This is a genomic window from Methylomonas sp. Kb3 (assembly GCF_002834115.1).
Classification (GTDB): Bacteria; Pseudomonadota; Gammaproteobacteria; order Methylococcales; family Methylomonadaceae; genus Methylomonas; species Methylomonas defluvii.
The window spans coordinates 145,477-171,111 of sequence record NZ_PIZT01000069.1 but is presented as its reverse complement, the minus strand read 5'-3'; the positions used below and the strand labels follow the sequence as shown (position 1 = coordinate 171,111).

General features: G+C 54.3%; 22 protein-coding genes. 20 read left to right on the top strand and 2 right to left on the bottom strand.

From position 1 onward, the window contains the following. Positions 1-120 precede the first annotated feature (120 nt). The 17 genes from CWO84_RS21945 (at position 121) to CWO84_RS21855 (ending at position 20,563) form a co-directional block, all read left to right on the top strand. The gene (locus CWO84_RS21945; protein WP_101055251.1) at positions 121-2,457 is read left to right on the top strand and encodes a TonB-dependent hemoglobin/transferrin/lactoferrin family receptor; all 2,337 of its coding nucleotides are present in this window, start codon (positions 121-123) and stop codon (positions 2,455-2,457) included. 14 nt (positions 2,458-2,471) lie between these two features. Beyond that, a complete protein-coding gene (locus CWO84_RS21940; protein ID WP_101055249.1) occupies positions 2,472-2,717 on the top strand; it encodes a hypothetical protein in 246 nt (81 codons plus the stop codon). Positions 2,718-2,863: 146 nt separating this feature from the next. Further along, on the top strand, positions 2,864-3,595 hold the full coding sequence (locus CWO84_RS21935) for a VPLPA-CTERM sorting domain-containing protein (RefSeq protein ID WP_101055247.1): 732 nt from the start codon (positions 2,864-2,866) through the stop codon (positions 3,593-3,595). Between the two features lie 116 nt (positions 3,596-3,711). Next, a complete protein-coding gene (locus CWO84_RS21930) occupies positions 3,712-4,713 on the top strand; it encodes a ChuX/HutX family heme-like substrate-binding protein (RefSeq protein WP_165786406.1) in 1,002 nt (333 codons plus the stop codon). 69 nt (positions 4,714-4,782) lie between these two features. Next, a complete protein-coding gene (locus CWO84_RS21925; RefSeq protein ID WP_101055243.1) occupies positions 4,783-5,319 on the top strand; it encodes a pyridoxamine 5'-phosphate oxidase family protein in 537 nt (178 codons plus the stop codon). A 178-nt stretch (positions 5,320-5,497) separates the two neighbouring features. Next, on the top strand, positions 5,498-6,379 hold the full coding sequence (locus CWO84_RS21920; RefSeq protein ID WP_240618121.1) for a hemin ABC transporter substrate-binding protein: 882 nt from the start codon (positions 5,498-5,500) through the stop codon (positions 6,377-6,379). After that, on the top strand, positions 6,376-7,470 hold the full coding sequence (locus CWO84_RS21915) for an iron ABC transporter permease (RefSeq protein WP_101055239.1): 1,095 nt from the start codon (positions 6,376-6,378) through the stop codon (positions 7,468-7,470). The genes CWO84_RS21920 and CWO84_RS21915 overlap by 4 nt, the downstream gene beginning before the upstream one ends. Position 7,471: 1 nt before the next feature. Then, positions 7,472-8,287: a heme ABC transporter ATP-binding protein gene (locus tag CWO84_RS21910; protein WP_101055237.1), complete on the top strand. Its 816-nt coding sequence runs from the start codon at positions 7,472-7,474 to the stop codon at positions 8,285-8,287. 368 nt (positions 8,288-8,655) lie between these two features. Further along, positions 8,656-9,480 carry a hypothetical protein gene (locus tag CWO84_RS21905; RefSeq protein ID WP_101055235.1) on the top strand — a complete coding sequence of 275 codons (825 nt, stop codon included), beginning with the start codon at positions 8,656-8,658 and terminating at the stop codon, positions 9,478-9,480. Between the two features lie 260 nt (positions 9,481-9,740). After that, positions 9,741-10,139, top strand: coding sequence for a hypothetical protein (locus CWO84_RS21900; RefSeq protein WP_101055233.1), 399 nt, complete (start codon positions 9,741-9,743; stop codon positions 10,137-10,139). 768 nt (positions 10,140-10,907) lie between these two features. Beyond that, positions 10,908-12,185, top strand: a complete 1,278-nt coding sequence (locus tag CWO84_RS21895) for an HlyD family efflux transporter periplasmic adaptor subunit (protein WP_101055231.1) — start codon at positions 10,908-10,910, stop codon at positions 12,183-12,185. An 8-nt stretch (positions 12,186-12,193) separates the two neighbouring features. Beyond that, positions 12,194-13,342: a cupin domain-containing protein gene (locus CWO84_RS21890; protein WP_051669626.1), complete on the top strand. Its 1,149-nt coding sequence runs from the start codon at positions 12,194-12,196 to the stop codon at positions 13,340-13,342. Between the two features lie 366 nt (positions 13,343-13,708). After that, positions 13,709-13,990, top strand: coding sequence for a hypothetical protein (locus tag CWO84_RS21885; RefSeq protein ID WP_033155335.1), 282 nt, complete (start codon positions 13,709-13,711; stop codon positions 13,988-13,990). 449 nt (positions 13,991-14,439) lie between these two features. Beyond that, entirely contained in the window at positions 14,440-14,733 is a 294-nt protein-coding gene (locus CWO84_RS21875) for a hypothetical protein (protein ID WP_033155337.1), read from the top strand. Between the two features lie 93 nt (positions 14,734-14,826). After that, on the top strand, positions 14,827-15,267 hold the full coding sequence (locus CWO84_RS21870) for a hypothetical protein (protein ID WP_101055227.1): 441 nt from the start codon (positions 14,827-14,829) through the stop codon (positions 15,265-15,267). A gap of 435 nt (positions 15,268-15,702) precedes the next feature. Next, a complete protein-coding gene (locus CWO84_RS21860; protein ID WP_101055225.1) occupies positions 15,703-18,468 on the top strand; it encodes a M16 family metallopeptidase in 2,766 nt (921 codons plus the stop codon). Further along, entirely contained in the window at positions 18,455-20,563 is a 2,109-nt protein-coding gene (locus tag CWO84_RS21855; protein WP_101055223.1) for a peptidase domain-containing ABC transporter, read from the top strand. Before CWO84_RS21860 ends, CWO84_RS21855 begins: the two co-directional genes overlap by 14 nt. Before the next feature lie 66 nt (positions 20,564-20,629). On the opposite strand, the gene CWO84_RS21850 is transcribed toward CWO84_RS21855, so the two are convergent. After that, on the bottom strand, positions 20,630-20,875 hold the full coding sequence (locus tag CWO84_RS21850; RefSeq protein ID WP_033155341.1) for a hypothetical protein: 246 nt from the start codon (positions 20,873-20,875) through the stop codon (positions 20,630-20,632). 54 nt (positions 20,876-20,929) lie between these two features. Further along, the gene (locus CWO84_RS21845; protein ID WP_033155342.1) at positions 20,930-21,139 is read right to left on the bottom strand and encodes a hypothetical protein; all 210 of its coding nucleotides are present in this window, start codon (positions 21,137-21,139) and stop codon (positions 20,930-20,932) included. A 435-nt stretch (positions 21,140-21,574) separates the two neighbouring features. Here CWO84_RS21845 and CWO84_RS21840 point away from each other — a divergent pair, with 435 nt between their 5' ends. The 3 genes from CWO84_RS21840 (at position 21,575) to CWO84_RS21830 (ending at position 25,283) form a co-directional block, all read left to right on the top strand. Next, positions 21,575-23,767: a TonB-dependent siderophore receptor gene (locus CWO84_RS21840; protein ID WP_101055221.1), complete on the top strand. Its 2,193-nt coding sequence runs from the start codon at positions 21,575-21,577 to the stop codon at positions 23,765-23,767. A gap of 118 nt (positions 23,768-23,885) precedes the next feature. Further along, positions 23,886-24,596: a PepSY-associated TM helix domain-containing protein gene (locus tag CWO84_RS21835; RefSeq protein ID WP_101055219.1), complete on the top strand. Its 711-nt coding sequence runs from the start codon at positions 23,886-23,888 to the stop codon at positions 24,594-24,596. Between the two features lie 3 nt (positions 24,597-24,599). Beyond that, positions 24,600-25,283 carry a Fe2+-dependent dioxygenase gene (locus CWO84_RS21830; protein ID WP_101055217.1) on the top strand — a complete coding sequence of 228 codons (684 nt, stop codon included), beginning with the start codon at positions 24,600-24,602 and terminating at the stop codon, positions 25,281-25,283. The last annotated feature ends 352 nt before the right edge of the window (positions 25,284-25,635 follow it).

Sequence of the window (25,635 nt, the reverse complement as noted above, 5' to 3'; positions counted from 1 at the left end):
GCGGACTACTGTCCTTGCCTGTTGTGTGGCTCAGCCGGTCGTCGCTCCGTTTGTATCACATCGAAAATCAGCCGTTTCCGTCCGCTCGCCGGACCGATCGTTTACGCCCTGCTGTTACTGATGAGCGCGATGACCGCCAGCGCCGCCGACGATGCCACGCTAGGTAATATCGAGGAAACCGAGGACGTGGAACTGGCAATCGTTACGGTAAAAGCCAAAAACGGCAATCCTCCGGCAAAAGCCGTTCCCGGTACCGAGTCGGCAATTGATGCAGCAACCATCGAACAACGCATGGTGCGCAATATCAAGGATTTGATCCGCTACGAACCCGGTGTGAACGTCGGCAACGACCCCCAGCGCTTCGGCGCCAGCGGCTTTACCATACGCGGCCTGGGCGGCAACCGGGTGTTGATGCAGATCGACGGCGTGCGCCTGCCGGAAGCCTTCCGCATCGGCTCGTTTGCCAGCGCCAACCGTAATGCGGTGGACATGGACGCCTTAAAAGCCGTGGAAATCGTCCGTGGTTCGGGATCGGCGTATTACGGCGGCGACGCCATGGGCGGCACCGTCAACTTTGTCACCAAAGACCCGCGCGATTACTTGAACGTATTCGGCAAGGATTACTACACCGGCCTGAAACTGAACTACAACACCACCGACAACGGCTTCGTGCAAACCGCAACCTTGGCGGGTGCCTGGGGCGGCTGGGAAAGCATGGCGCTATTCACCCACAATCAAAGCAACGAAACCGACAATAAAGGCACGGCGGATTTCGCCGACGGCCGCCGCACCACGCCCAGCCCGCAAGAAAACGGCAGCTACAATCTGCTGACCAAACTGCTGTATCGCTTTAACGACGACAACGTGTTGCGCCTGACCGGCGAATGGCTGGACAGTCGAGCCGATATTGACGCTTTGTACCTGCGCGGTGCCGACATCAGCCTGCGCAACGTCAACAGCATGCTCACCACCGATACCCAATCGCGCTGGCGGCTGACGCTGGATCACACCCTGAAGCATCTGGATACGCCGCTATTCGACGCTGGGTTGTGGAAGTTTTACACGCAAAAATCCACTACCGGGCAAGTTACTTTGCAAGATCGCACCGCCAACGTGGACGGCAACACGCTCACCGAGCGGATTTTCGATTTTGCCAACGACGATTTCGGCGGCGAACTACAACTGGGAAAGGACTTTGTTTTAGGCGAGACGGCGCATGCACTGAAATACGGCGGCCAGATCAGTAAAAACGCCATAGCCCAACAACGCGACGGCAGCTACACCTGCGTCAGCGGCTCGGTTAACCCGCGCACCGGACGGCCCAATAACATTTGTCCCAAAGGCCGGATCAGCAAGACCGTGACGCCGGACGAGTTTCCGGTCCGCGACTTTCCGCGCTCCACCGTCACCAAGGCCGGCGCTTATCTTGAGGATAGTATTGGCCTGTTTGATAAACGCATCGAGCTGATCCCCGGCGGTCGTTGGGAATATTTCCGCTTATTGCCCAAGCCTGATTATTTGTTCGATAAAGCCTCCGCGGCAGCGGTTGCCGAAGGCGCCGATCCGGTTATGCCCATCATCATCGACGCCAACGCCTTTTTACCCAGATTTGGCGCCTTACTGCACCTCAACGAGATATTCACGGTGCACGGCCAGTATGCGCATGGCTTTCGCGGCCCCAACTTCAGCGAGAGCAATCTCGGTTTTACCAATATCACCGGCGGATACACCAACCTGCCCAATTACAACATTCAGCCGGAGACCAGCGTCGGCGCGGAAGTGGGTTTGCGCGGCCAGGGCGCTGCCGGGAGTTTCGACATAAGCCTGTTTCGTAACGATTACGACCACTTCATCTATAACGCGGTGATTTGCAACCCGGCGACCTCGGCCTGTCCGCCGTTGGGTTTTACCACCTATCAAAACATCAATAGCCCTGACCCGATCCGCATTCAGGGTATCGAAATCAAAAGCCGGTTTTATCTGGACTGGCTAAATCCCTATTTACAGGGCGCCAGCCTGCTGTTCAGCGGTGCCTTTACTGAAGGCATGAATCTAAAAACCCAACGCAATGACGACGACGCCCTAAGACAAATCAGCCCTATGAAAGCCGTCGTCGGCCTGCGCTACGACCAAGCCAGCGGCGACTGGGGCACGGAATTAAACCTGACCTTGGTCGGCGCCAAACAAGCCAATACCGCCCCGGCTGACGCCCTATTTCTGCCCAGCGGTTACGGCGTCATCGATTTCAATGCCTACTACAACGCCGGCAAGCATCTCTCGTTCAATGTCGGGGTATTCAACCTGCTGGATAAGAAATACATCGACTGGGAAGACATCAACACCCGCGCCGGCGATCCGCATACCACGCTGGGCAATTTCGCCGACGCCCGCTACTGGGCCGACCGCTATTCGCGTCCCGGGCGCAATCTCGGCGTCACGGTAAAACTGGCTTTTTGACGGAGAACAATCTGATGACCAAGGGCTACAGGGCCAAGAAAGAGGCCCGGAAAAAACTGGAAACGCTGTTCGACGAATTGCTGGAACACGAGGGCTTCGGCGAATTGCGGATGGAAATGCGCTTGTTAAAACGCGGGCAAAAGGAAGTGATCATCCATTGCGGCAAACAGTACCGCTACGTGCTGGACTTTCAGGTGCAAGGCACGCCGAACGGCAATCGCGATGGCAACGCACTTCCGGAATGCCGCGAGCCGCACTGAGTTTTAAATCTCCGCCACCGCAAAGGCCATGGGCCAGCGCGGATAGCCGGCATGGGGCCGAAGCGGCGGACGCTATTTTAGACCAAAGCAACGGATCGTCTTCGCGGTGAAGAGATGCGTCAATTTATTTATATAGGAAACCAACCATGAAAACTGCACAAAAACTGACCTTAATCGCCGGCCTGTTGGCCGTTTCCGGTAGCGCTTCGGCTGACTTGACCAATGGTCCCGACCCTTACGCCGCCGGCTACGGCTTCGACACCCCAAGCGAAGCTAGCTGGGGCAACTGGAACCGTGGCGATGCCGGCACGCTGTATGCGGAATGGGACAGCTTCGTGGATAACTCTTATCCCGGCATCCGCACCGCAGCGCCGGACGTGGGTAGCGCCGGCACCACCGACGCCAATATCGGCTGGAACGCCGGCACATTCGCGGCCGGATCGGGCAATTTGTACAGCTTCAGCGTCGTCGAGAATTTCACGGCCTCACTGAGCGGTGCTACCGACAACCAACCCTTAAGAGCAGCTTTGCAATTCGAGACCTGGGGCGTGCAAATGGACTACACCAGCCTGCTACTGAATGGCGTAGCGCCAACTTTTACGACGCAAACTTTCTACGATGGCAACTACGAAAGCTCATTCGGTCCGGTCGAGCTGGTGCAATATCTGGCTTATTGGGATTTATCCGGACCGGCTAGCAATTATTTGTTCTCGTTTGGCAGCGCCGAACATAGCTTGAGTTTGGGTCAAGTCGCTATCGACATCGGTCCCACCGCCACTCCCGTAACCAGCGTGCCGCTGCCCGCGGCGGTATGGCTGTTCGGCGCCGGCTTCATGGGCTTGCTGGGTTTAAATCGTAAAAAAGGCCTGGCGGCATAAGCGCCGGCCTGTAACCGCTTTGCAGCCGGGGCCTCGGTTGCAAAGCCTCTAAGGTGCGCTTCCCTGGAGATTCGCAGCACATTCACTTAACGGAGCTCAGCGTAATGGCAAAATCCATGACTAAACAACCCTTATCGATTGCGGACACTTTGAAACAAGCGTGGCAAGACCTGCTCGCCGATCACCCGCATATGCGGATTCGCGATGCCGCGGCGACGTTGGGCGTCAGCGAAGCCGAACTACTGGCAACCGACTGCGGCAACCGCGTCACCCGTTTGCGGGCACACTGGCCCGCGCTGCTGAGCGCGGTCGGCACGCTGGGGCCGGTGATGGCCTTAACCCGCAACGCTTTCGCGGTACATGAAAGCACCGGGCTATACGAGGATATACGCCCTTGCGGCGACGCCATTCTGATAGCCGGACACCATATCGCCTTGTGCCTATTGGTCGGTATTTGGCATTCGGGTTTCGCCGTGACCGAAGAATCGCATCGCGGCCCGCGCCACAGCCTGCAATTTTTCGACACAGGCGGCGAGGCCGTGCACAAAATCTATTTGACCGAACATGCCGATGCCGGCCTGTACAGGCGCTTGGTCGACATCTTTCGGGCCGACGATCAGTCGCCCAATCCGGCATTGCCCGCGCATGGCCCTAATCCGCCGCTTGGCGACCTTAAACAATGCTCGGAGTTGCCGGAATCCTGGCGACGCCTGCTACTGGCCGACACTTCCGAGGCTGCCGTCACCGGCCGGATCAGCATGCCGGCGCTACGCGCGCTCATGCAGCAACTGGCGGAACTGATGTTGCCGATACAAGTGCTGGTCGGCAATCCCGGCGCCCTGCAACTGCACGACGGCCCTATTCAAAACCTGAAGATTACCGGACCCTGGTTCAATATCCTGGATCAGCGTTTTAATCTGCACCTTAACGAAATGGCCGTGGCCGGCGCGGACATTGTCCAACTTAGGTACCGGCAACACGCTTTAACCGGCCTGCTGGTGCGCGGCCAAAACCAGCAGACCATCGCCTCCGTCTTCGGCGGTTACGACGACACCAACGGCGAAAACGGTTTTTGGCGCGACTTGCTCCGAGCCTCGGCGCTTGCTGGAGGTTCCTAGCCTTTTGCGTCGCTACCCAACCCCATAAACCGATACGTTTTATCGATAACGCCACATCAGGAAACCCGCATGAACCAGAAAACCATCGATCTCGAACAAGTCAGAGCAGCCTATACCGCCCTGCCGCAAACATTTTCCTCCGCGCTAATGGCCACGGTCAGCGCTTCCGGGGAGCCCGAAGCCAGTTACGCCGCTTACGTGAGGCACGACGGTCATTATTACGTGTATGTCAGCGAACTGTCGGCGCACACCCAAAACCTGTTGCACAGCGGCCGGGTTTGCCTGTTGTTCGTCGAGGACGAAGACAAAGCCGCGCATTTGTTCGCCCGGCAACGGGTTACCTATCACTGCTCGGCCGGCGAAATCGACCGCGAGTCCGAAGCTTTCGCCTACATCATGAGCTTATTCGAGGAAAAATTCGGCGCATTCATGAAACAGTTACAAAACATGCAGGACTTTCATCTGTTTCGCATCTGTCCGCAGCGCGGCAGTTTCGTGCAGGGTTTTGCCAAGGCATTTTCGATAGAAGGCGACGATTTGAACCAGGTCCGCCACGTCAACGACGTCGGCCATCAGACCCTCGAACCGACCGCAGCGCCGGCGTAACGTGGAAGCGGCCACGACCAAGCAGACTAAAAATCCGGCTGCATTTTTACCGGTATCCCGCTCGGGCTGAGCCTATCGAAGCCCTAGATCGAACGCCCCACGAAAACGGGAACGGGTATTTAAGGGCCGGATTAATAAATCAAACGAAAACCCGAACATGAAACAGACCACATCCCTAATGCATAAACTTGTCAGAGCCGCATCCGTTGCGCTCCTCTGGCTTTCGGCGCCCGCGCCGGCCCATGCCGCCGGTCCGAGCCGCATCGTCTCGGTCGGCGGCGCGCTGACCGAAATCGTTTACGCCCTGGGCGGTGCCGAGCGCCTGGTCGGCGTCGACAGCACCAGCCTGATGCCGGCCGAAGCCAAGACGCTGCCGCAAGTCGGTTATATGCGCACGCTGTCGGCCGAAGGCGTGCTGTCGCTGCGTCCGGACCTGCTGCTGGCCAGCGCTCACGCCGGGCCGCCGGCGGTGCTGGAACAATTGCGCGCGGCCGGCGTGCAAATTCAAACGCTGGCCGAGGACTATTCCGCTTCCGGCATCGCCGCCAAAATCGGCGCGATTGCCGGCTTGCTGGATAAGCCCGAGCAAGGCCAGGCACTGGCCGGTCAGGTGCAAGCCGACTTCGAGCGGTTGGCGCAGTGGCGCGCGCAACGCGGCGATCAGCCCAAGGTGCTGTTTTTGATGTCGGTCGCCCACGGCGCGCCGCTGGCCTCAGGTCGCGGCACCGCCGCCGACGCGGTGTTAACGCTGGCCGGCGCCACCAACGCCGCCGGCGAACTGCAAGGCAACAAACCGATAGGCACGGAGGCGATGGTCGCCGCCGCGCCGCACGTGATTCTGTTAACCGACGTGGCCGCCAACGCCATCGGCGGCCTGGAGGCGTTCTACCGACAACCGGGCATCGCCCAAACCCCGGCCGGCCGGCAACGTAAAGTCTTTATCGTCGATACCCTGGCCTTGCTCGGCTTTGGCTTACACAGCGGTCAGGCGATGCTGGAACTGGCCAAACAACTGCACGGCGAACCGGCAGTTGCCGCCGACGCAGGGGCAGGCCGATGACCGTCCATGCCGCGATGGCGACGGCCGGACCGCGTCTTCGGCTAAAACCGACCTTGAGTCGCGCCGGCCTGTGCTGGCTGCTGGCATTGCTGCTGGTCGCCGTAGCCTTGGCCGCTCTGGGCAGCGGCGCGGTCGCCATCTCGGCCGGCCAGGCCGTCGCCATCGTCGCCGACCGCTTCGGTATCGCCCTGCCCTGGCCGTTCGGCGCCGACCAGCAAGCGGTGTTGCTGGCGATCCGCGCGCCGCGCCTGGTGTTGGGTTTGCTGGTCGGCGGCGCCTTGGCCGCGTCCGGCGCGGCGATGCAGGGCTTGTTCCGCAATCCGCTGGCCGATCCGGCCTTGATCGGCGTTTCCAGCGGCGCGGCGCTGTCTGCGGTGGCGGTCATCGTGTTGCGCGACAGCCTGTTCGGCGCAATCGCCGGCGTATTCGGCGCCTATTTATTGCCGCTCGCGGCCATCGCAGGCGGTTTTGGGGTCAGTTGGCTGGTATACCGGCTGGCCGACAGCGGCGACCGGCTGGACGTGGCCTCGCTGTTGTTGTCGGGCATCGCCATCAACGCGCTGGCCGGCTCGGCCACCGGCTTGCTGGTATATCTGGCCGACGACGACCAGTTGCGCAGCTTGACCTTCTGGAGTTTGGGCAGCCTGAACGGCGCCGGTTGGGACGGCGTTGCCATCGGCGCGCCGTTTTTACTGGCCAATCTGCTGCTGTTGCCGTGGCTGGCCGATGCCTTGAACGCCTTGTTGCTCGGCGAAGCCGAAGCCGGCCATCTGGGTTTTCCGGCCGAACGCATCAAAACCGGCGTGGTGGCCCTGGTCGCGCTCGGCGTCGGCGCGGCGGTGGCCTTGTCCGGCGTGATCGGCTTCGTCGGCCTGGTGGTGCCGCACCTATTGCGGCTGGCATTGGGTCCGGACCATCGCTGGCTTTTGCCGGCGTCGGCGCTGCTCGGCGCCTTATTGTTGATCTGCGCCGACTACCTAGCCCGCAGTTTGGCGGCGCCGGCCGAAATCCCGATTGGCATCGTCACCGGCCTGCTCGGCAGTCCGTTTTTTCTGTGGCTGCTGTTCCGCCAAAAACTAATGGGCCATTGACATGTTGCAAGCCATCGATCTGAGCCTGCGCGCCGGCGCGAAAATCTTGCTGGACGGCGTGACGCTGGAGCTGCGCCCCGGCGAAGTACTGGCCGTGGCCGGCCCGAACGGCGCCGGCAAATCCAGTCTGTTGCGGGCCATCAGCGGCGAACTGGCGCCTTTCGCCGGCCAAGTGACGATGAACGGCCGGCCGCTGGCGGAATGGCCGCCACAACAGGCGGCCTTGCTGCGCGGCGTGTTGCCGCAAAGTTCCGGGCTGGCATTCCGCTTCACGGTGCGCGACGTGGCCTTGATGGGCCGCAGCCCGCAACGCAAAACCCACAGCGCCGCGCGAAACCGGGCCATCGCCGAACACGCGCTGGCGATGACCGATACCGGCCATCTGGCCGAACGCATCTACACCACGCTGTCCGGCGGCGAACGCCAACGGGTGCAACTGGCGCGAGTGCTGGCGCAAATCTGGGAACCGCAAGATCCGCTACACCGTTATCTGTTGCTGGACGAACCCACTTCCGCGCTGGACCTGGCCCACCAACACGCGGTGCTGGCCATCGCCCGCCGCTTCGCCGACCAACAACAGGCGGGGGTCTTGGCGGTCCTGCACGACCTGAATCTGGCCGCGCTGTACGCCGACCGCATCGCTCTATTGCACCAAGGCCGGCTCGCCGCCATCGGCACGCCCGCGCAAACCCTGAACAGCGAGCTGATCCGGCAAGTGTTCGCTTACCCGGTCAGCATCAGTAGTCATCCGCAAATCCCGAATGCGCCGTTGGTGATTCCGCAGCGGCAAGTTGTACCGGGCGCTGCGAGGCAATGAGGCCCAAGGCAACGGCAGCCAATCGACGTTCCCGGACCACCACACGATTTAGCGTGTTCGGAGGAATGCGTTAACAACGCCGCCAGGGAGGGCGGCACCTTCGATTAACCGCCAACGGATGTGCCGGCGTAGGGATGGTGTATTTTGGAATGGGAAATGGATAAACTTGGCGGCGAACCGTATGATTCGTCGCAGCCCGCCTATCAAATTGACTCAATTTCGGCGATCACTTTAGTAGCGGCTACTAGTTTTAGCACCTGATGATATTCATTCAGAGCCCCCATTCCAACCAAATAAGGGCTTGTAAAAATTGAATACTAGCGTGGCGATTTACGGAAACCAACTAGCAGATAGGGACGCAAAAACGCATGGCGATACACAAATTAGATCTTCTGGAAAACGCACTCGATAGCCTTGGTGAAGCATTGTCAAAATTTGAAGAAGGTTACGAGGGGGAGCCAAAAGCCTATAAATTTGCTGTACTTCACATGGCTCACTTTATTGAGCTTATTTTCAAACATCATATTGCCTCAAAGCATCCGCTGCTGATTTACAAAGATCCATTTTCAAAGAAACTCGATAAAAATAAGACAATTGGCCTTTGGGAGTGTGTCAACTTTATAAATAACGAAGACTCAGATACGGTTTCATCCGAGCTACGAACTGATCTTGAATGGATCAAGCGCCTGAGGAACGAAATAGAACATCACAATTTCACCATGGATGTCGGGCAAGTTCGTAACACCATGGGTCGTCTGTTCCGCTCGGTAATGGAGTTCCTCGAAGATCAGAGCGATGTTGATATCGAAGCGAAAATTCCAGCTCAAACAAGAGACACCTTCAAAATTCTCTCTGATGAATACGAGTTTTCCATTCGGAATGCTGTCCGGGACGCAGAGGCAATCGAAAAGGCAAACCCGATACGTTATTCGTCAGATCTGGATACTCGACCTGTTCGCTTAGTATGCCCTGATTGCGGGCATTACACCCTTGCTCTTAGTAGCGAGTCTGGAACTGGGTACAGGTGTACGTTTTGCGAAAACGAAGAAAGCGACGAGCTACCTGGTGTTTGCGACATCTGTGGTGTCCATACCACTAAGGGAGAACTGGATTTCTGGAAAATGGATGACGAAAGTTTCGAAGCAAGGTGTTACTACTGTTCCGGCCGCTACCATGCAGATAAAGATGATTGATTCCTAACAACCACCAAAAATCGCTACGCGGCTTTATTGCGGCTCATTTTATGCGTTAGCGCGATACGTTAGCCCGGGTGGGCACGGCTTTTTGTGCCCACGCGGCTTTGAACGGTGGGCAATTTGCCCACCCTACCTCTGCTCGCAACATCCGCTGGCGTAGGCTGCCGGTGAGCTTGCGAAACGCACCGTTCGCGAAACGGCGCACTTTGCTACGCGCCCCGACAACTCCTCACTTCCATGCTAGGCCTTGAAGAAAAATGATTGAACCAATATTAGAAAATGAGTTTCACCACGATGGGAGAGGCCCGGAACTAAAGCGGGTGGTATGGACTTATGAAGGAAAAATCCTCAAGGGGTTCGAGTATTACAACCCCGAAGATGTATATGAAGAGCGCAATATAAAAAATATTATTCTTGAGAAAGTTGAAGTTTTCTCGATGGCTGGTGAAGAAGTCCATGGCTCAATAGTAGCAAATGGGGAAACGAAAGCAGCAATCCACAGGATTGTTGATTCAAAATGGAAAACACAATTTAATCCACGCCATATTGCTGACTGCGAGCATTATCAAATCATGTTTTATGACGAAATTTATGATGTCATATGTAAATCAATTGTCGCCAGTACAGGACGGATTGTTGGTGACAAAAAGGCCTAACCCTGCGCTCAAGTTAGCTCCCTTTGGTCGCTGTGACGCTCCTCTTTTTACACAGTCGGCCCGCCGCATAGGCCGCCGAAACCGGCAGCGACACGACGCTGCCAACCGTCAAAGTTAAAGCGCAAGCCGCAGGCGATCAGCGTGACCGACCATGCCTAATTCACGGCCCGCCCGCGCAGAACGTTAATCGGGTGGCCGCGTATATCCCAGGCTTGCTAACCGACATTGTCGATTAAGTACCTGGGACGAATGTTTAAATCTTCTCGGCTTCGATAGACCTTTTAAGACGGGCAAATACAAGATTGGTTATTCAGTCGAAGCCTTGGCTGCTGCAAAGCTAAGCAAACAAGACCTACCGCATAATATGAGTTGACAGCGAGCGAGAACTTCCTTAAAGTCCACTCAGCCTTCGCGCAGAAGGCGTATTGCCAGCCATGTCTCCTGACTAGCCAGCCCTCACGGTGCTAATCAATTCATCCAGGGGACCTTATGACCGTATCATTTTTCGCTAGCCGCCATTTTGTTTCCGGCGTTATCACTACAGCCGCAAATTCCATCGAACAGCTGATTTTTAGCTCTACGTTATTAACCCAGCCCTTAAACACCGTTAGCCTCCATGCCCTTGAGGGTACTGAAGGGCCAACCCGCTCAGGCCTCGACGCGCTCAGCCCGGACGGGGCACATAGGATTAATAAGGCCGGATTTATCGCTTAAGCGGCCCAACGAAACGCTTCGCTGTCAAACATCGAAATTCGATAGGCAAGACGCATGTTCTCGACGAATCTTTATCGCGCGGAAGCCATGGCTGCGCAGACCGGACGCTTGGAAGGCGACATCCTGCTGGCAAGGTCCTGGTCGTCGTGGCTGGTATTCGCGATTGTGTTGACGCTGGTCGCCGCAACCATTTTATTTATCAGCTTTGCGTCTTATACCAAACGAACCAACGCTGCCGGTATGTTGGTCCCGAATGGCGGTGCGATTATTATTGCCACGCCGGCGCCTGGGCTTATTTCGGCCGTTCATGTTGAGGAAGGTCAAACGGTTCATGCCGGAGACACCTTGTTTACGTTAAGAGACGAACGCCATCTTTCTTCATTCACAAACCGGTCGGACGCCAGCGGAGCCCGATTCGCCGATCAGCTTGAAGCGGCACTCCGCGCCGAAGAAGAAGCCAATCTCCGGGAAAAGCGCCAATTAAGCACCCTGCAAGACAAAAATAATTCGGCACTATCCAGACAATTGGCGGCAATACAAGTATCGATTGCCGACGCCAAACAACAGATAAATCAGCATCAGGAAAGATTGCTCCTGGCGGAGCAGCGCCTGAATAAGCATCGCGGTCTGGCGACATCCGGCTTTATTGCAAAAGACAAATTGGATGAGGAGCTGGATAACCTGGCGCTATTGCGTGCCCAGGCAGCGGATCTAAAACGGGATTACGACGAATTAGCGCGGAAAAAACTCGAGCTGGAAGACGAAAAACGCATCGCACCGGAAAAAACCCAAATCAGCATCGCCAATATCGACCAAGACTTAAGCATACTCCGCCAAAAAATCCAGGAAACCCATATTCAAAGCCAATTGGCTATCGTCGCCCCGATTGACGGCATGGTCACCGGTATTAGCGTGCACCCCGGCCAAATTTCGGATAAGGATGCTTTGGCAACCTTGCTTGGCGATGGTGCGGAACTGACCGCGCAATTGTACGTGACCACGCGCGGCATCGGCTTTGTCGAATCCGGCCAGAAAGTACGCTTGCGTTACCAAGCCTACCCTTATCAAAAGTTCGGCCAGTATTCCGGAACGGTCGCAACCGTCTCGAAAAATCCGGTTTCATCGAAGACCTTACCGAATTTATTCGCCAATTCCCCACCGGACGATTATTACCGCGTCACCGTAAAACTGGATTCGCAGTTTGCCTCGGTGTACGGCGAACCGAAAAGGCTGGTATCCGGCATGATCGTGGAGGCGGACATCGAACAAGATACGCGGCGCTTAATTGAGTGGATGATCGAACCGCTTTACGGATTAACCAAATATAACTAGGGAACGCTATGTCACTGATACATTTCGGCATCGATAGAACACAATTTCTCGAGGCGCATTACCAAAGCCGGTGGTGGCTGAAGCGCCAAGTACTGTCCGAGAACAATTTAAACTGGAAGCATATCGACCAGGCGCTTTACGCCATGGAAAACGCCAATACGCAGATTAAATTATTTAAAGACGGACCGGTCGATCCGAGCCGCTATACCGAGCGCTATTGGGAACTGGGCGAACAACGCACACGTATCGTCAAAGACGTTTTGTACCGCTATTTAACGGACGGTGCGACCTTGGTATTAAACAAACTACAGCTCTACCTCCCGGAAATTAACGACTATTGCATGGACGTGGCGCAATTCGTCGGCGAAAAGACCAACGCCAATGCCTATGCGGCATTCGGCGGCGACGGTTCGTTCGGCAAACATTGGGATACTCACGATGTGTTCGCTTTGCAACTGATCGGACGCAAAAGATGGCGCCTCTATCAACCCACATTCGAATTGCCTTTAAACCATCAAACCAGCCTAAACCATAAAGCGGAATGCCCGGCGGAACCGGTGCTGGATACGGTATTGGCGGCCGGGGATTTGCTGTATATCCCAAGAGGCTGGTGGCACGAGGCCCTGCCTATCGCCGGCGACGAGACGTTTCATATCGCCATAGGCACCTTCCCGCCTAAATTATTGGACTACCTGCTTTGGCTATGCGGCAATCAACTGCCGGACCGGATTGAAAGCCGGGGGTCTATCAACCCTTATCTCAATACGACGGACCTTATTGAAGGTTATATCCCGCTGTTACAAAGCACGCTAGCCGAACCGGAAAATCTCCATAATTTTTTCATCGCTTTTACTGAACAACAAAGAGTTAAATCGCGATTTAATATTGGCAGTTTGTCTCCAACCGGCATATCGGATAACACCGCCCTTCTGGGCAATAAAATTCGAATAAACTCGTTCCTACCCATATCCAACGATCAGAAAACTTTATTAGCCAACGGCTTCAAGATAAATCTCGACACCGAAAGCGCCGACTTCCTTGCCGGCATCAGTTCAGCCGATAACTCGCCGGCTAATAAAAGTACCAAGCAATTGTCCGATAAGGAGAATCAACTGTTGAAACAATTATCGATACTCGACCTTATTGAGCGGTTTTAGAGCGCTAAATAAATGACACTTTAAAATCTCCATACCAAAGATCACAAGGAGAATAATAGTCAACCTTAAACTGGATTTTATTATGACACCAATTAATCAAATCTATTTGCCAATGTTTGGCCTCTCATTGGCGGCGATTTGCGCAATTTTGTCAATACACATATTTGCAAAGCCAACACCACATTTAACAAAAGGAAAAAGAACTGCTTTAGCAATTATTCTAACCGCTTGTATAACTTATGAGTTTATTTACTTTGGTTCCAGACTATATTATAAAAATTAATTTTAGGGGGTTACCGATTTTTTCATATTTTTTTCACTAAAAATAAAACCTGTAATCTATATATCATAAAAATGGAGAGCAATATGCGCGAATTGACTATTACTGAAATGTCTGTTGTCGGCGGTGGTTTTATTCCCCCATCTGAAATTCATCCATTTATGGATGCCAGAATAGCGCTTACAACGTTTAAGGGATTGGGATATTTAGGAGTTGCTTTTAAGATAGGATATACCTTAGGTGAAATATTGAACGAAAACACCGATATTCAAAAGTTCATTGCACAAAATTTAGACAAGGTCGTAAATGCACTTCACACAAGCAATATCACAAACGCACAGCTTGGAGAAGATGGCGATGGTGAATGACAATTCGAGCCGATTTACCTGTAAAAAATTTTTTTTTGCTGTTACGACCATCAGGTTTCTCGCTATATTCAGTGTCATTATGGCCATACAAGCTGTTTCTAGGGGGGAATTTTTTGAGTTTTTACAATTAGCGAGTTCAGGCTTAATTCTTTGGTTTTCAATTTTTCATTCCTATGAATTAACACAGCCAATCAATGATGTTACCGACTTATACAGGAAACGAAAGACGATGAAGACTTTAAATCGCATTGAATGGATATTTATTTATATTTTTATATTAGGAACGGTAGGTAGACTACTGATATAGAAATCTGCATTTTTACATGAAGCGTATACCAAATTATGAAAACGTAATTTGAAAAATATACTTCACCATTCATAGCTACGTAGAAAAACCTATTTTTAAACTTATATTTCAATGCAGTCCAAATATATCTAAGGAGAGCAATATGCGTGAATTGACAATTACTGAAATGGTACTCGTTGGTGGCGGCTTATCGGAAGCAGATACTCTAGCAATTGCCGGCGCTTTGGGTGCCGGTGTGGGTATGGGCATGGCGCAATGGGCCGGGTTGACAACAGCACAGCAAATCGCCGCTGCCGGATATTTTGGCGTGGCCGCTTCCGCAGTAACCGCTGCCGGACTAGCGGGCTGGACTATTGGTGAATATCTGAACCAACACACGCCGATTCAAAGCGTATTGAGTAATTTGCTAGGCGGAGAGGATGGGGACGGTAGTTAATGTATTCGACAAAGGGGCACCAAAGAAAGACTCTCTCACCATTTTGAGTCTTTCTTACCGGTGCAGTATTAAATTAATCTATCGGTACTACTCATGAGATATAACCCGTTTCTGATTATCATCGCGTCGGTTTTCGCCCTATTATCGACGCTTGCGGTATTAATATTCGTGTTTCCAAAGGCAACTTCGGATATCGCCTCTCATCTCGACGGTGAGCACTCGATTGTATTGTACATCGCTTTATGTTCAACATTTCTGGCAGGTTTTTTTTATTTTAAAAAAAACCAAAATCACATCGAAAAACTATTCTCGGGAAGACAAACCGCCGAATTTGCGTATCGACGCGATATAACCACTTACTTAGTGACGGGATTTATTTGTGCCGGCGCGGCTTCAGAGTTAGTGACACAAGATAAAGCACTGCATGACAATATTGTTCTGATCTCGGGGATGTTTTTATTACTGAGCATTATCTCTGTTATTTATCGGAGATTTTGGCCATCAAATAAACCGTTTCGACGAAATATCTATTGAACATCTCGGAAAAAACCGTAGACCGGATTAGTAAAACTTAATCGGACGAAATTGAGACCTCCATTCCTCGGAATCGCTTCTCCATTCGAAACGACCAGGAATATACGATTTATCGTTTTAGGGTTAATAAAATGATTTACCTAATTGTTAGCTTATATTTTGCTGTGATGGCACTCTGTATTTCTTTAGAGATGTTAGTTAAAAATACCTTGGGCAAGTCCGAAGACAAAATTAACAGAATGCAGTTTTTGCTTCATGCGCTTAATTCCACGGCAATTCTCTTAGTTGCATGGTCTTATTTCAAAAATTGAGTTTTTTAGTTCCGTCCGATTATAGAAACAAAATCTGACGAATTTTTAGTTCTCATGCCCGCGCACTTTCCAAAATTGATGAGCGCTTAATCCATTTATCCAACCCTAGAAAGGAATCTTACCCATGAACCCTACCCGCTCGACCTTAATAGCATGTTTAATACTAACTCTCGTCAACGTTGGTAGCGGGCACGCCACGGAAAATAATACAAACAGCGCCGCCGCCGAGAAATACGGCGCGATCGAACGGCGATTCGAGAACGGTTTCCGGGCCTTGTTGGTTCCCGATAGTAAGGCCGAGCAGACGGCAGTGACGCTGGTGTATTTCAGCGGTTCGCTCGCCGATCCCGAGGGAAAGTCGGGCCTCGCACATTTGCTGGAGCATTTGCTGTTTAACGCGCCGACGACGCCGGACAATCATTCGCTGGTCAGCGAGCTGGCGCGCCGCAACATTGCCTATAACGGCAATACCAATTTCGACCGCACTATCTACCACACGGCCTTTTCCAGCGACCAGCCCACGCTGAACTGGCTGCTGCAACAAGAAGCCTTGCGCATGCATAAACTGGCGATTACGGAAACGGATATTGCCAGGGAGTTACCCGTAGTATTGCGGGAAAAGGAGCTTGGCGATAGCAATCATCGGCAAAAATTAGCGCAACAAATACTGCCGGTTGTTACTCGCTTTGCCCCCTATGTACGCCCGCCGATAGGTAACGAAACCGAATTACGCGGTATCGCCATCGACGACGCCCAGGCTTTCTATCGGACACACTATCGTCCCGACAATGCGCTGTTGATCATTACCGGTCGATTTGACGTTGACGAAACCTGGAAGCAATTGGCAACTCATTTTGGTGAGATTAAATCGCCAAAAATTGGGCAGCCACCGGCATTCCAGGCGGCGTCCGGACAGGAGAGCGGCGACCCGCAAACGAGTTTTCGCGGCGACGACGATGTTGCTTCCGCGTCGTTATTTTATCCGTTACCCCATTCGTTCGATGCCAAGCATGTAGCGGCGATGGGCCTACTGAGCGGCTTGCTGGCCGGTTCACCCGCCAGTCGCTTACATGAGTCGCTGGTTAGCACCGGACAGGCAGCCTCTGTCTCGGCTATGCCCTTGCTATTGCGCAATGGGGGTGCATTCGAAGTAACCGCGCTGCCGCTGTCAGCCGATAACGAAGCGTTGGAACAACTCCAACACACCTTAGCAGAACAAGTGCATTCGCTGGGCGATACCGTGTTCACTGAAAAAGAACTGGAACGTACTAAAAACTTGATACGCAACGAAGCTTTACATGTGCAAACTCAAGCCGCCGCATTTGGCTACCGTTTGGCTGAATTTGCCTCCCTCGGCGACTGGCGGCTGTGGTTCGAGAGCATCGACGCGGCCCAAGAAATGTCATTGCCGGAGATTCAACAAACCGCCAAAACGCTTTTCCAGCAAGGTCTCCCGGTTGCCCAGTTGATGAGCAGTCGACATGCGACAAGTGTCACGGCGCGGAAAGAATCCCTCGTACCGCAAGCGACAAGCGCCGAACCATCCCCCGCGTCCACGCCTGCGCACCTGCCGGAAACCGTGACCCTGGCGGCTAACGATGCGACGGCGGCGGCTATAGATGCGCAAATCGAGCGCTTTAGCATTAACGAGTCGCTGGCGGTTGCGCTCTGGCCCAAGCCCATACCGACCGGTCGCGTGCAGGGTCAGTGGAATGTGCGTATGGGCACGGCGGACAGCATGCTTGGCAAACGTATGCTGGCGGACCTTACCGGCAGCCTGTTGGCGCACGGTTCGGCCAGTTTAGATCGACAACAACTGTTTGATCGCTTGGTGGGTTTGGATGCCCACTTGTCGATGACGCCGATGGAGGACCGCTTGGCGATTCGCTTCGATCTGCCCGCGAAATCGTTACCGGAATTTCTGGACGTTCTAATTGATGTTCTTCGTCATCCGGCACTGCCGGAGCAGGGATTCAAGGAAATCGGCAATCAATTGCGCGTCGCCTACCAAGGCCTGGGCACAAAACCGCAAGTCGTCGCAGAACAAGCCGTGACCGCACTCACCAGCCCATACCCTATCGGCGACATCCGCCGCGAGCCCGGCATGGAGGAAGCGCTCGCCGCGTTGGAGCGCATCGAATTGAACGATGTAAAAGCCTTCCACGCCGATTATTACGGCGCGAATGGGGAGTTGCTGCTGTCCGGTGAGTTTGATGCCAACGCGACGCGCCGGCAGTTGGAAAGCCTTTTAGGTCCCTGGCGCAGCAAGCAGGTCTACCAGCGGCCGCCCCTGCCTTACGCCGCATTGGCGCCCGGCCGGCATGTCATGACCGTAGCCGATGGCGCGCACGGCACTTACACGGCACAGCTTAGACAGCCGTTGCAAGCGGACGAGACGGACACCCTGGCTTTAATGCTGGCGAATGTCGCGTTGGGCGAGGATGCGCTTCAATCCCGCCTCGGTCGCCGCCTGCGTCAACAAGAAGGCATTTCCTACGGCGTGGCCAGCAAGATCAGCGCTTCCGCCTTCGAACCGCGCGCCACCCTGACCATCAGCGCGACCTATGCGCCGGCCCTGCGGCAACAACTCTCCAAAGCCGTGCACGAGGAACTGGCGCTGCTGGTTAAAGACGGCCTCAGCGCTACGGAATTCGACAGTGCAAAAGAGAACTGGCGCCATCGCAACGATCTGAGCAAGCTGGATCATGACAAGCTGTTCGGCAAGCTGAATCTGCTATTACGCTTACGGCGCGACATGCGCTACTACGCCGACATCAATGCCCGCGTTGAAACCTTGACGCTGGCCCAAGTGAATACGGCGATTGCCCGCCACATCAATCCCGATCAGTTGCTGGAAGTGTTTGTCGATACCAACAATGAAGCACCTTAAGCACTCGCACCATTCGTCGTACTTGCAAACCACCGCGGCCGAATGCGGCTTGGCCTGCGTAGGCTATGTCGCCGCCTGCCACTGTGCCGCACACAGCATGAGCGACTTACGCGCCAAGTATGCGGTGTCGCTACGCGGCTCCACGTTGATGGATTTGGTCGGTATCGGCGCGGCATTGGGATTTTCATGCAGACCGCTACGCCTGGAATTGGCGGAACTCGACCAACTCAGTCTCCCTTGTATTTTGCATTGGCAAATGAGCCATTTTGTCGTGCTAAAAAAAGTGGGGCGCGGCCGGGTGCTGGTCCACGACCCGGCCAAGGGCGAAAGGGAGCTGGCTATAGCCGAAGTCAACACCCTGTTTACCGGCGTGGCCTTGGAACTGACGCCTGCGCCGGCGTTCGAGCGTATTACGCCGAGGTCGCGTATTCCTCTCGCTAAACTGGTCGGTAAAGTCGACGGCCTGATCCGGAGCTTGACGCAAATCGCGGTATTGGCCGTTGCCATGCAATTATTCGCCTTGCTGACACCAATCGTTGCCCAATGGATAGTAGACGGTGCGATTGTGTCCGGCGACCGGGATTTCCTGTTGGTGTTAGCCTTGGCCTATGCCTTGATTGCCGTGATTAAAATCGTGTTGGAAGCCGTTAGAAGCTGGCTGGCCATCGTGCTGGCGACGCAGTTTAATCTGCAATGGGCCGGCCGCATTATCGGCCATTTGTTAAGGCTGCCCGTGCATTGGTTCGAACTACGGCATACCGGCGACATCGTATCCCGGTTTCAATCGATGCAAGCCATTCAACAGACGCTGACCGGCAAATTAGTCGAAGTAGTCCTGGACGGCGGATTCGGTTTAATTGTCCTGGCGGTGATGTTGTTGTACAGCCCCACACTAAGCGCTTTCGCCGTCGCCGCCGTATTGGCCTATCTGCTGATCCGCGTTTTGCCCCATGGAATCTATCATCGCTTAACCGATGAAGCACTGGCGCACGAGGCCAAGGCGCAAAGCCATTTTCTGGAAAGCATTCGCGCCGTGCACACCACAAAGTTGGCGGGTTTGGAAGAGCAGCGCCGGGCACGCTGGCTGAATTTGTTCGTCGCCGGCGTGAATAAACGCATCGGCGCGCAAAAAATGTCGCTGGGATTTTCGCTGGGCTATAGCGCGGTGTTTGCCGCCGAAGCCATCGCCGTGCTGGCGGTCGGCGCGACCATGGTCATGGACAACGCTTTGACCGTCGGCATGCTGATGGCGTTTATTTCTTACAAAGACGACTTTACATCGCGGATGCAACGGCTGATCGACAACCTGATGTCGATGCGCATGGTCAGCCTGCATGTGGAGCGTTTGTCCGATATTGTCTTGGCGGAAAAAGAACAGACTGACGGCTGCGCCGCAGACAAAGTCATCAACCGAAAGGATTTCAGCCCCACCATCGAGTTTAAAAACCTGGGCTTTCGCTACGGCGCGAATATGCCCTGGATATTTCGCAATTTGCATCTGTCCATCCAACCCGGCGAACACATCGCCATCGTCGGCGCGTCCGGATGCGGAAAAAGCACCTTGGTCAAACTCTGCTTGGGCCTGCTGGAACCGACCGAGGGTGTCATCGAAATCGACGGCATGCCTTTAAGCCAATTCGGATTGGCCAATTGGCGCCGGCTGGTGGGCGCGGTATTGCAGGAAGACCAGTTATTCTCCGGGAGCCTTCAGGAAAATATTTCCGGCTTCGACTTACAAACCAATTTCGAGCTGCTGAAACAAAGCGCTCAACTCGCCGGCATCGACGATGAAATCGAGGCTCTGCCCATGCGTTATCTGTCCCAGGTTGGCGATATGGGCAGCAGTTTTTCCGGCGGGCAAAAGCAACGGCTCATCATTGCGCGGGCGCTCTACAAAGTGCCGTCGGTACTGGTCCTGGACGAAGCGACCAGCCACTTGGATGTCGAAACAGAGCGGAAGGTGAATTTGGCAATCAATTCGTTAAGCATCACCCGCTTAACTATCGCCCATCGGCCGGAAACCATAGGCATGGCGGACAGAGTCGTGTCTCTGGATGCCAGCATACACAGCGAAAGCAGAATGGGTAGTTTCTGAAGGTTATTCCGCCATCCCGCTATCTTAGGCAAACCTCCGGGGAATTTTCCGGCAAGTGCGGTTTCGCTAATTGAGTCTGGTGCTGGATTTAACCACCGTAAAGCCGGCGCGTTTGCTTTTGTCTTTTTGACCGGCTCTGGCCTGGTGCGCGGCTTCGGCCATGGTGTCGGCAAAGCTCAGAAAATCCGCCACTTCCAGGCGCAATGACATGTTCTGCAGATGCAGGTGGACGACGCCGCATTCGCGGCAAATCAATACCTTGCTTAAGGCCGTCGCCGCCAAACATTCGTGGGTACAGGGTTTGTTGCTCATAGGTTTACTCCTTCAAAAATCGTCAGGGATTGGGTAAAAAACTTTTTAAGCGGACTAAAGCTCGGGATTTACTAAACCACGATTGAGCTTGGCTTTTGCCTGAGACAGGAACATTTTCCAAACGATTTGTTTCGACCCTAAATCAAGACATCGGAAATCCGTGGCATGGATTTCGCCTTTTTCGACCAACGCCGCCAAAACTTCCGGAGCGATTGCCAAGCGCACAGCCTCAGGTTCTCTAAATAAGGGGAATAATCTTTTCACGTCGCGGCAGCTGATTTTTAATCTGACTCAAATGATAATTATTCTCATTTGAAAAGTAAAGTATTTCTTCCTCCTTGAAATTTCAGCCATTAACTCGCCGTTGGTTTTGCAGCCTAAAGGCTAATTTCCGCAAGCCTTTAGGCTACCAAGCTCGCGAAACGGCTGGAATGCGCTCAAAGATTTAAGCCTATCCAAGCTTTGATTTCGAATTGGGAAACAGTCTGCACGCAAATTCCGGAGTTGACATTAGTCTCAAAAAAAATAAAATGAGAATCGTTATTATTTGAGAATGATCTTATTTCTTGGCTTTTTGGAGCCGCATATCTCGAATAGCGATCAATAACCGACGGACAATAACTGTCGGTTCGTAAAATCTTAGCCACCCAGCATTCCCAGCCAGGCAGCCAGCACTATTTATTCAGTTACGGGAATACTATGTCTGCAAACCATTCGACCACGAAAAAAACCACCCCTGCCAAGTGGCGCTTGGGGGCTTTATTGCCGCTGGGCGCGGCTCTGAGCGGGGCGGCATTCGCCGCTGACCCGGCCGCCGACGTAGCGGCCAACAATGATCAAGAAGTGGTTTTGGAAGACGTTAAGGTCAAAGCCAACCGCGAAAAACAAGCCATTCGCTTCAAAGCCGACACCTCGACCACCGGCAGCAAAACCGAGATGGCGCTGCGCGATATTCCGCAATCGGTCAGCGTGGTAAAAAAAGAACTGATCGAGTCGCAAAACGCCTTCAACCTGCGCGATGCCTTACGCAATGTCAGCGGCCTGACCATTGCCGCCGGCGAAGGCGGCCGTACCGGCGATTCCATTACCTTGCGCGGCTTCGCGGCCAGCTCCGACCAATATCTGGACGGGGTCAAAGACAACGGCCAGTACACTCGCGACACCTTTTTCATCGAAAGAGCCGAAGTGCTGAAAGGCGCATCGTCAATTTTATTCGGTCGCGGCGCCACCGGCGGTGTCATCAATCAAGTAGCAAAGAAGCCTACCGGTAAAACCGGGATTAACGGCAGCTTTACCTACGGCTTGTACGACTTCAAACGCACCGCCATCGATGCCGAAACCCAATATCAAGATTTATCGGCCCGGCTGAATGTAATGTACCAGGATGCCGATTCCTACCGCGACTACAACTACAGCAACCGTTGGGGTATCGCGCCTTCGTTCAAATGGGACATTAGCGCCGATACCGATTTGACGCTAAATCTGTTGCACCAGCAGGATGAAGGCGTGTTCGATTACGGCGTGCCCATGTATCGAGGCCGGCCGGCCGGCGTGCCTATCAACACCTTTTACGGCTTCACCGATAACCGGATGATGGACACCGATGTCAATGTGGCCACCGTGGCGTTAACCCACCGTTTCAACCAGGATTTCTCGGTTAAAAACTCGATCCGCTACGGCGACTACGAGCGTAAATACCTGACGCATCTGTATTCCGGCGCAGCGGCATACACCGGCGCCGATGCCGGTACCATCGCCCGCTCGCAAGCCTTGCGCTTGAACACCCAGGAAAACGTCTACAACCAAACCGATTTTGTCTACAAAAAGCCCTTGTTCGGTTTTAACAATACCTTGATGTTCGGTAGCGAATTCGGTTGGGAAGATTACGACTTCAAATCGAAAAACTCCTCCGGCGTTAGCCGGGTGTCGATATTCAATCCGCGCCTTACCGCCAGCACCACCGGCTTGGCCTACGACTTCAGCGGTACACTGGCCACGGATCGCCTGACCCAAGCCCAAACCTACGCGGGTTATGTGTTGGACCAATTCGAGATCAATCCGGAATGGAAATTACTGGCCGGCACCCGCTACGATGTGTTCGAGGCGCAACAGACAGATCGGATAGGCAGCGCCGACTTCAATAGCAGCGTCGATCAATGGAGCCCGCGCGGCGGCATCGTCTGGCAGCCCAGCAAAGCTCAGTCTTACTATTTCAGCTACGGCAAGTCGTTTAATCCGTCTGCGGAAAGCCTGAGTTTGTCGGCCAACAACGCCAACCTGCCACCGGAGCAGAATCATAACTATGAGATCGGCGGCAAATGGGAACTGTTCGACGGCAAATTATCGGCCACCGCCGCCCTGTTCCGCCTGGAAAAAACCAATGCCCGCACCACCTCGCCGCTGGATGCCAATCTGCAAATCCTCGCAGGCGAACAAAGTACGGACGGCTTCGAAGCCGGTCTGGCCGGCGAAGTGTTGCCGAAATGGGATGTATCGCTGACCTATGCGTATCTTGACTCGAAAATCAGCAAATCCACATCAACAGCCACCGGCTCGGTCAGCGGCTTAGTGAAATCGTTCGAGGGGATGACGGCCGTCAACGTGCCGGAACACAGCGGCGTAGCCTGGAGCACTTATCATCTAACAGACAACTGGGAGATCGGCGGCGGCGTGTACTACGCCAGCCACCGTTATGCCGACAGCGTCAACGAAGCGGTATTACCGGGTTACGCCCGCCTGGACGCAGTGGTGGCCTATCATCAAAAACATTACGACGTGCAACTCAACGTGTTCAACCTGACCGATACCGTCTACTACGAATCCGGACAAACCAACTCGGCCTTGCCGGGCACGCCGGTATCCGGGCAGTTGACGGTGAGCTTTAAATACTAAACTCGACGTGTGCGAACGGTTAAACAACATCCGCTATTGGTGAGATGGTTTAACCGTTCCGCCCAATCCGCAACCCCCTTATTTGCAATTGCCATAGCCCGCTTTTGGACCCCGACTCATGAACACCGCAACCGACTCATTATTGACGCCAGCCAACCGCCCGCCCAAGAAAACCAACGGCGGCTACTTGTTTTTACCGAAAAGTCTATCGCGCGGCGCCTTTCTGAAATGGCTGCGCCGCACCCATGCCTGGTTCGGGCTGTGGGGCGCGGCGTTGGGCTTGCTGTTCGGCTTTACCGGGATTTTAATGAATCATCGTGACATCTTGAAAATTCCGATTGGCCGCATGGAACAAAAAGAAATTCAGCTGGCCTTGCCGGAACCTCATCCCGCGGACCCAAAAGCAATGGCAACCTGGCTGGGTGAAACGCTGAGCATCGATACGTCCCACGCCAAAATCCGCAAGGAACCCGGTAAAACCGTGACCTGGAACAATCAGCCGGTTCAACAGCCGGCCTCCTGGCAGATCAACGTGCGCAATCCGCAAAAACTGTTGTCTGCCGACTATTGGGAGGGCAACGCCTTTGTCACGGTCAAGCAAGGCGAGGCCAACCTGTTGACCACTTTGAATAATCTGCATAAGGGCACCGGCATGGGCATGGGCTGGGTCTTATTGGTGGATACCTTGGCAGGCGGTTTAATCTTGCTGGCCTTGACCGGCACCTTGTTGTGGACCAGGCTGCACGGCAACCGTTTAGCCGCCGCCGGTTTGGGGCTGGGCTCCATGAGTCTGGCGGTGTTTTTTGCCTTGCAAGCCATCTCGGGTTAGACCATGTTGATCCAAATTCCGGAAGTTCTTTCCCCTGCCGAACTGCAACAGCTCGGCGATATGCTGGCCGACGCGCCTTGGGCGGATGGCCGCATCACTGCCGGCAGTCAGTCGGCACAGGTCAAAAACAATTGGCAACTGCCGGAGCAAACCGAGCAAAGTCAGGCGGCCCGTGCCATCCTGCTGAACGCCCTGAATCGCAATCCCCTGTTTCTGTCGGCTGCTCTGCCGAAAAAGATTTTCCCGCCGTTGTTCAATCGCTATGCTGGAGAACACAACACCTTCGGCAACCACATCGATAACGCTATCCGCCACTGCCCGATCAGCGGCGAACGGGTGCGTACCGATTTATCGGCGACGGTTTTTCTGGCGGAGCCTGACAGCTACGACGGCGGCGAACTGGTCATCGAAGACACCTACGGCGAACATGCCGTGAAACTCGCGGCTGGGGATATGGTGTTGTATCCCGGTTCCAGCCTGCATCGGGTGGAACCGGTGACGCGCGGCGCGCGGCTGGCTTCGTTCTTCTGGCTGGAAAGCATGGTGCGGGAAACCGAACGCCGCCGCCTGTTATTTGAAATGGATATGGCTATCCTGGAATTGCGCAACACCCAAGGCGACACCGCGCCGACCGTCAACCTGACCGGCTGTTACCACAACCTGCTGAGAATGTGGGCGGAGGTGTGAAACCCGCCTGATAGTTATTCCGGCTCCTATGTAGACCCAGTATCGTCATCCCTCGAAAGCGGTAACCTTAGCGCAGCCCTTTTGGCCCTGGGCGGCGCGGGGCCGCTGACATATCAGGGCCGGGGAACAACAAACTGCGTCAGCTTAAGTCCTCGTGCCACTGCCGTTGGCATACCGCTGAAAACTTTATCTTCATCCCGCCACCAACGGCCAACAGCGCATCCCCTCCTCCCCTATTTGCTTGGCCCTCACGCGCAGCACATTCCATCGCACCTGTCAGGGCAGAACGCTGTCAGTCGACAGATTGACCTATTGACCGGCCTTTTCTTGCGTTCACCATTTCCATTAAGGC

Excerpts from the sequence above, each read along its gene's own strand:
- CWO84_RS21945 (WP_101055251.1), top strand. The coding sequence starts at position 121 with ATGAGCGCGATGACCGCCAGCGCCGCCGACGATGCCACGCTAGGTAAT.
- CWO84_RS21940 (WP_101055249.1), top strand. The coding sequence starts at position 2,472 with ATGACCAAGGGCTACAGGGCCAAGAAAGAGGCCCGGAAAAAACTGGAA.
- CWO84_RS21935 (WP_101055247.1), top strand. The coding sequence starts at position 2,864 with ATGAAAACTGCACAAAAACTGACCTTAATCGCCGGCCTGTTGGCCGTT.
- CWO84_RS21930 (WP_165786406.1), top strand. The coding sequence starts at position 3,712 with ATGACTAAACAACCCTTATCGATTGCGGACACTTTGAAACAAGCGTGG.
- CWO84_RS21925 (WP_101055243.1), top strand. The coding sequence starts at position 4,783 with ATGAACCAGAAAACCATCGATCTCGAACAAGTCAGAGCAGCCTATACC.
- CWO84_RS21920 (WP_240618121.1), top strand. The coding sequence starts at position 5,498 with ATGCATAAACTTGTCAGAGCCGCATCCGTTGCGCTCCTCTGGCTTTCG.
- CWO84_RS21915 (WP_101055239.1), top strand. The coding sequence starts at position 6,376 with ATGACCGTCCATGCCGCGATGGCGACGGCCGGACCGCGTCTTCGGCTA.
- CWO84_RS21910 (WP_101055237.1), top strand. The coding sequence starts at position 7,472 with ATGTTGCAAGCCATCGATCTGAGCCTGCGCGCCGGCGCGAAAATCTTG.
- CWO84_RS21905 (WP_101055235.1), top strand. The coding sequence starts at position 8,656 with ATGGCGATACACAAATTAGATCTTCTGGAAAACGCACTCGATAGCCTT.
- CWO84_RS21900 (WP_101055233.1), top strand. The coding sequence starts at position 9,741 with ATGATTGAACCAATATTAGAAAATGAGTTTCACCACGATGGGAGAGGC.
- CWO84_RS21895 (WP_101055231.1), top strand. The coding sequence starts at position 10,908 with ATGTTCTCGACGAATCTTTATCGCGCGGAAGCCATGGCTGCGCAGACC.
- CWO84_RS21890 (WP_051669626.1), top strand. The coding sequence starts at position 12,194 with ATGTCACTGATACATTTCGGCATCGATAGAACACAATTTCTCGAGGCG.
- CWO84_RS21885 (WP_033155335.1), top strand. The coding sequence starts at position 13,709 with ATGCGCGAATTGACTATTACTGAAATGTCTGTTGTCGGCGGTGGTTTT.
- CWO84_RS21875 (WP_033155337.1), top strand. The coding sequence starts at position 14,440 with ATGCGTGAATTGACAATTACTGAAATGGTACTCGTTGGTGGCGGCTTA.
- CWO84_RS21870 (WP_101055227.1), top strand. The coding sequence starts at position 14,827 with ATGAGATATAACCCGTTTCTGATTATCATCGCGTCGGTTTTCGCCCTA.
- CWO84_RS21860 (WP_101055225.1), top strand. The coding sequence starts at position 15,703 with ATGAACCCTACCCGCTCGACCTTAATAGCATGTTTAATACTAACTCTC.
- CWO84_RS21855 (WP_101055223.1), top strand. The coding sequence starts at position 18,455 with ATGAAGCACCTTAAGCACTCGCACCATTCGTCGTACTTGCAAACCACC.
- CWO84_RS21850 (WP_033155341.1), bottom strand. The coding sequence starts at position 20,875 with ATGAGCAACAAACCCTGTACCCACGAATGTTTGGCGGCGACGGCCTTA.
- CWO84_RS21840 (WP_101055221.1), top strand. The coding sequence starts at position 21,575 with ATGTCTGCAAACCATTCGACCACGAAAAAAACCACCCCTGCCAAGTGG.
- CWO84_RS21835 (WP_101055219.1), top strand. The coding sequence starts at position 23,886 with ATGAACACCGCAACCGACTCATTATTGACGCCAGCCAACCGCCCGCCC.
- CWO84_RS21830 (WP_101055217.1), top strand. The coding sequence starts at position 24,600 with ATGTTGATCCAAATTCCGGAAGTTCTTTCCCCTGCCGAACTGCAACAG.